Raw genomic sequence first — 5,280 nt, 5'->3', positions numbered from 1 at the left:
CTCAACGAACTCGAGCACGCCTACCCAGGCCGTATCCGGTAAAGCAACCAAAACCAACCACAAGATCAACTTTACACACTACGAGTTACAAGCTCGCGTCCGCCGCGAGCACCTGCATCTGATCGTGGTGGACAACCCCGGCGACAACGTGGCAGCAACTGGTCGAGCTAAAAGCCGAGCCAGCCGATGTCTTGTTCCAGGTGGACCTGGACTTGAGGGAGCGACAAGAAGGGGTTACGGGGTCAGGCCGGGTATCGAGAGGTGGGGGTCTGCGCTGATGCGGACTTCTGTGATTGCGTGGCGGTCCATGGCGGTGATCTCCAGATGCCAGCCATCCAGCATCACTGATGCGCCCGGCATCCCGGGGACGCGACAGAGTACGGCCAGGAGGAGTCCGGCAACGGTCGTGAAGTCACCGTCCGCACGTCGCTCCACATGGACGTTGAGATCGGGGAGGTCGTGCAGGGGAAGCTACCCGGAAGCAGCATGGTGCCGTCGGGCTCGTGGCGGACCCCTTGAACGTCGCGGTCGGTCTCGTCGTAGATCTCGCCCACGATCTCTTCAAGGAGGTCTTCCAGGGTGACGCTGCCGTCGGCGACACCATGCTCGTCGATGACGAGGGCGAACTGCTCGCGTTCGGTCTTGAAGCGGCGCAGCGCGTCGGAGACGCGAAGGCTGTCGGGCAGCAGCAGGGCGGGGCGGGCCACGTCGGCGGCGACGGCGTTGTCGGTGAGGAGGTCGCGGTGGTTGACGATGCCCACGGTGTCGTCCAGCGTGTTGTTTCTGATCACCGGGGCTCGGGAGTGGCCGGAGACTGCCGGCAGGCGGCTGGCCTCGTGGGCCGGGGTGTCGGCTTTGAGGGTGAAGACTTCGCGGCGGGGGAGTAGCACCTCCCGGAGCACGCGTTCGGTGATCTCGACCGCGCCAGAGATGATCATCCGCTGTTCTGGTGTGAAGCCCTGGTGGTTGGTGACAAGGTCGCGGATCTCTTCGGGGCCCATCTCCTCGCGGTGAAGGTTGGGGTCGGCGCCCGCCAGGCGGACGTCCAGGTCAGTTGACTTGCCGAGTGTCCCAGACCGCGGGCCGGGAGACGGTGGCGAGGATGCTGAGGGGGCGGGCTACGAGCAGGGCCCAGGTCTCGGCTCGTCCATGAGGCTCGCGGCTCCAGTTCTCCAACGCATGAATCGCTCAGGTTCAGGGCGATAACGGATGAAACGCCGCCGGAGTTCCCGCGCCGTGTCACGTGAGCGGAACCGGGGTCTGTCGGCGATCGTTTGACGGGCGGTACGACATCCCCGTCACACGATCCGAGAGAGGAAACCGTGGTCTTCAAACGCATGCTCGGCGCCTTCGGCATTGGCGGCCCCACCGTGGATACGGTCCTGGCTACGCCGAGGGTGGAGCCGGGTGGGCTGCTGACCGGTGAGGTACGGCTCAAGGGCGGTGACTTTGACGCCGAGATTGAGCACATCACCCTGGGCTTGGTCGCCAGGGTCGAGCTTGAGCACAGTGAGGGAGAGGGCGAGGGGCTGGGTGAGTTCTTCCGCACTCCGGTGTCCGGGCCCTTCACGTTGCGGCAGGGAGAGGAGCGGGCGCTCGGCTTTCAGGTGAGCCTGCCGTGGGAGCTACCGATCAGCGAGATCGCCGGACAACGTCTGACCGGTATGGCGGTCGGTGTGCGGACTGAGCTGGCCATTGCCAAGGCAGTGGACAAGGGCGACCTCGACCCGGTGTCAGTCGAGCCGCTGCCGTCGCAGGCGCGGATTCTGCAGGCTCTCGTGCAGCTCGGTTTCCACTTCCGGTCGGCGGATCTGGAGGTCGGCCACCTGCACGGCGTGCAGCAGGAGCTGCCGTTCTATCAGGAGATCGAGTTCTATCCGCCGGGACAGCACGCGGGCGTGGTCAACGAGATCGAGCTGACCTTCGTGGCCAACCCGGGCGGCCTGGAGGTGATTGTCGAGGCAGACAAGCGCAGTGGCCGGTTCGGCGGTGGGGATGCCGTCGGGCGGTTCACCGTCACGCATGAGCAGGCCCTGCACACCGACTGGGCCAGCGAGATCGACCGCTGGATGAACAACCTGTCTCAATACGGGCACCAGGGCTACCATCACGGCGAACACGGTCACGGCGGCGGGTATGAGCATGGTGGCTACAGCCACCACGGCCATGGCGATCAGCACCAACATCACCGGGAAGAGCCGGGCATGGGCGCCGTGGTCGCGGCGGGTGCCGCGGGCGTGGTCGGTGGCTTCGTCGCCGCCGAGATCGTCGATGAGGTCTTCGATGACGACGAGGGCGGAGGCGACGAGGATTGGTGAGAACCGGCGTGATGAGGTAAGGGTCTGAAGCGGGGTCTCCGCGTGTAGAGGGAGGGCAGAGACCCCGCACCGGCTACGCCTGGACCAGAAGTTTCGCGAGCAGGTCATCCAAGGTGACCAGCCCGCGCAAGGTGCCGTCGCTGTTCCTGACCAGGGCGATCTGGCTGTGTGCGGTACGCATCGCCGTAACCGCCTCGGAGATCACCGTGTCTGGCGAGACGGTGGGCGCGGGATGAGCCAGGCGACGTGCGGTGGTGGCGGTGCCCCGCGACCTGGCGAGGTAGGCGTCGCGAACGTGCAGGACGCCGCGCGGATTCTCCTCATCCCAGACGAGTAGGCGAGTGTGGCCGGTACGAGCCGACACGTCAATCACGTTCTGTGGGCTGGCGTCAGTCGGGACGCCCACGATGTCGTCGGTCTCGACGACGAGCGCTTCGATGGACGCGGTGGGCGCATCCAGGGCACGGGTGAGAACGCCGTGGTCGTCATCCTCGATGAGACCCAGCCGCCGCGACTCGCTCACCAGGTGATGGAGCTGCGCGGGAGTACGCGGACTGGCGCCCCCTTCACGTGGCCGCACGCCAAACAGCCGCAGCAGCAGGTCGCTGATGCCGTTGAGGAGTTTGAGCAGCGGGCGCACCACCATGGTGAAAGCGCGAAACGGCAGCGCCAGCATGGTGGCCGCGCGTTCGGGGTGCGCGATGGCCCAGGATTTGGGGGCCATCTCGCCGATGACCATGTGCAGGAAGGTCACGATGGCCAGCGCGATGACGAACGCGATTGCGTGGGCTGCGGCGTCTGGCAGGCCGAGGGTGTGAAAGAGCGGGGTGAGGGTGCCGGCGATGACGGGTTCGGAGACCACGCCGAGGCCAAGTGAGCACAGTGTGATGCCGAGCTGGGCGCCGGCCAGCATGAGTGAGAGTTCCCTGATGCCGTTGACCGCGGCGGCGGCGGCGCGGCTGCCGCGTGCCGCCTGCTTCTCCAAGCGGTGCCGCTTGGCCGCGACCAGGGCGAACTCGGCGGCCACGAAGAAGCCGTTGCCGATCAGGAGGGCCAGGGTGACGGCCAGACCGGTCCCCAGGTTCATGACTGCTCCTCGTCGTGAGCTCGGCGGGTCTCGGGCGTCACCCGTACTCGCTCGGGCACGTGATGGTCGAGGGTGAGGACTTCCAGCCGTGCGTGCGTTGGCGCCTCGTCGTCGAGGCTCGGGGGCAGTCCGACGGTGATGACGTCTCCGGGGACGGCGAAGCGGCCGAGCCGGTGTAGGAGGAGGCCGGCGAGGGTGTCGTACTCGTCCTCGTCGGGCAGTTCGAGATCAGTGGCCAGGGCGATCTCGTCGATGCGCAGGGCTCCGTCGAGCTCCCAGCCCTCCCCGCGTCGCAGGACGGAGGCGTCGTCAACGTCGTTCTCGTCGGCGATCTCCCCGACCAGTTCCTCGGCGACGTCCTCCCAGGTGACCAGCCCTGCCAGACCGCCGTGCTCGTCCACGACGACGGCCACCTCTTCGCCTCGTTCATGCATGTGTGCCACGAGATCTGGCAGCGAGGTGGAGAAGGGAACGATCAGTATCTCGTGGGCGATGTCGCCGACGCGGGTGGTGGCGGCTTGGTCCGGCGGGATGGGGGTGAGCTCGCGCAGGGAGACGATGCCGGCCACATCGTCGAGTCGGTCGCCGAGCACCGGATAGTGGGTGTGGCCGTACTTGGCGATCAGCTTGTCGAGCATGGGGACGGTGGCTTCGGCATTGACCGTGATGACGTCCACGCGGGGCACCATGACCTCTTCGGCGGTGTGCTCGGAGAAGGCCAGTGCTCGTTCCAGCACGTCGGCTTGGCTGCCGGGCAGGTGGCCGTGTGCTTCGGACTCGCCGATGATGTGGCCCAGTTCCTCTAGCGTGGCGCCGTGGTGGAGCTCCTCGACCGGTTCGATGCCGACCGCGCGCAGCAGCCGGTTGGCGGCGGCGTCGAAGAGCCTGATGATCGGCCCGGCGATGGTCAGGTAGACGAGGGTGGAGCCGGCCAGAGCCCGCGCCAATGCCTCCGGCTTGGCCAGGGCGAGGTTTTTGGGTGCCAGTTCGCCCAAGACCATCTGGATGACGGTGGCCACGATGAATCCGAGGGCCAGCGCGATGCCGCCGACCGCGCCAGCGGGCACGCTGAGCGCGTCCAGGCCGGGGGCGATGAGCTCGGCCAGGGCCGGCTTGGCGATGAAGCCGACGACCAGCGCGGTGACGGTGATGCCGAGCTGGGCCCCGGACAGCATGAACGACAGCCGCTCCATGACCCGTACCGCCTTAACCGCTTTCCTGTCGCCTTGGTCCGCCTGTTGCGACAGTGTCAGCCGGTCGGCGCTGACGTAGGCGAACTCCTGAGCGACGAAGTAGCCGGTGGCCAGGGTGAGTACGAAGACGGCCAGCAGGCCGAGTGCCACATTCATGTTCGGCCTCCTTCATGGCGGCACTCTGGGCTCGCGGGCACGGACGCCATCACCAATCTCTTCCTCTTCATTTGATCTGACCGGTGTCTCTTCTGCCGGGGCCGGGGACAATCTCGTCGCCTTGCGATGATCTTCCTTTGACCCCTGGAGAAGCTCTTATCGTGCCGGTACGAGAGCGTGTGCGGTCCTTCCTGGAGTGAACGACGCCCAGGCTTCTCCCATCTCGAGGGGACTGTACAAAGAAGAACGGCTCTGGCCCGTAATCGGTGGTGGCGCCGAGTGATCTTCACTTCGGCAGGATGCGGTGGCGAAGAAGGTCGAACCCGGCACGGCCGTGCATCTGTCGCATGATCCGCTTCGTGCGGGTGTTGACGCCTTCGGTTCGGCCGTTGCGATGCGGGAGGGTGAGGGCGGCGTTCACGGCGTCGCGATCGAGTTCGAGGCCGTTGGCGAAGCCGTGCAGGTGGGGCAGGTCAGCGGCTCGCAGGGTGGTGATCCAGGTGGTGAGCTTGGCGTCGTTGCCCTC

6 protein-coding genes are annotated in these 5,280 nt (G+C 66.5%); 1 reads left to right on the top strand and 5 read right to left on the bottom strand.

The window, feature by feature from the left end:
* Positions 1-234 precede the first annotated feature (234 nt).
* Positions 235-435, bottom strand: a complete 201-nt coding sequence (locus tag ACFWYW_RS58765; RefSeq protein ID WP_379627977.1) for a transporter associated domain-containing protein — start codon at positions 433-435, stop codon at positions 235-237.
* Entirely contained in the window at positions 342-1,001 is a 660-nt protein-coding gene (locus ACFWYW_RS58760) for a CBS domain-containing protein (protein ID WP_379627979.1), read from the bottom strand. The genes ACFWYW_RS58765 and ACFWYW_RS58760 overlap by 94 nt, the downstream gene beginning before the upstream one ends.
* Before the next feature lie 321 nt (positions 1,002-1,322).
* Here ACFWYW_RS58760 and ACFWYW_RS58755 point away from each other — a divergent pair, with 321 nt between their 5' ends.
* Positions 1,323-2,318 (top strand): sporulation protein, encoded by a 996-nt coding sequence (locus tag ACFWYW_RS58755; RefSeq protein ID WP_379627981.1) that lies wholly within the window; start codon positions 1,323-1,325, stop codon positions 2,316-2,318.
* Between the two features lie 73 nt (positions 2,319-2,391).
* Here the strand turns inward: ACFWYW_RS58755 and ACFWYW_RS58750 are convergent, their stop codons facing one another.
* The 3 genes from ACFWYW_RS58750 to ACFWYW_RS58740 form a co-directional block, all read right to left on the bottom strand.
* The gene (locus ACFWYW_RS58750; protein WP_379627983.1) at positions 2,392-3,405 is read right to left on the bottom strand and encodes a hemolysin family protein; all 1,014 of its coding nucleotides are present in this window, start codon (positions 3,403-3,405) and stop codon (positions 2,392-2,394) included.
* Positions 3,402-4,754, bottom strand: coding sequence for a hemolysin family protein (locus tag ACFWYW_RS58745; RefSeq protein WP_379627985.1), 1,353 nt, complete (start codon positions 4,752-4,754; stop codon positions 3,402-3,404). The genes ACFWYW_RS58750 and ACFWYW_RS58745 overlap by 4 nt, the downstream gene beginning before the upstream one ends.
* 286 nt (positions 4,755-5,040) lie before the next feature.
* A partial coding sequence (locus ACFWYW_RS58740) for a transposase (protein WP_379641455.1) occupies positions 5,041-5,280 on the bottom strand: 240 nt, incomplete at its 5' end.

This window comes from Nonomuraea sp. NPDC059023 (assembly GCF_042740095.1).
In the GTDB taxonomy this organism is placed as follows: Bacteria; Actinomycetota; Actinomycetes; order Streptosporangiales; family Streptosporangiaceae; genus Nonomuraea.
Note: the sequence above shows the minus strand (reverse complement) of the source record. Positions and strands in the feature narration are given on the sequence as shown.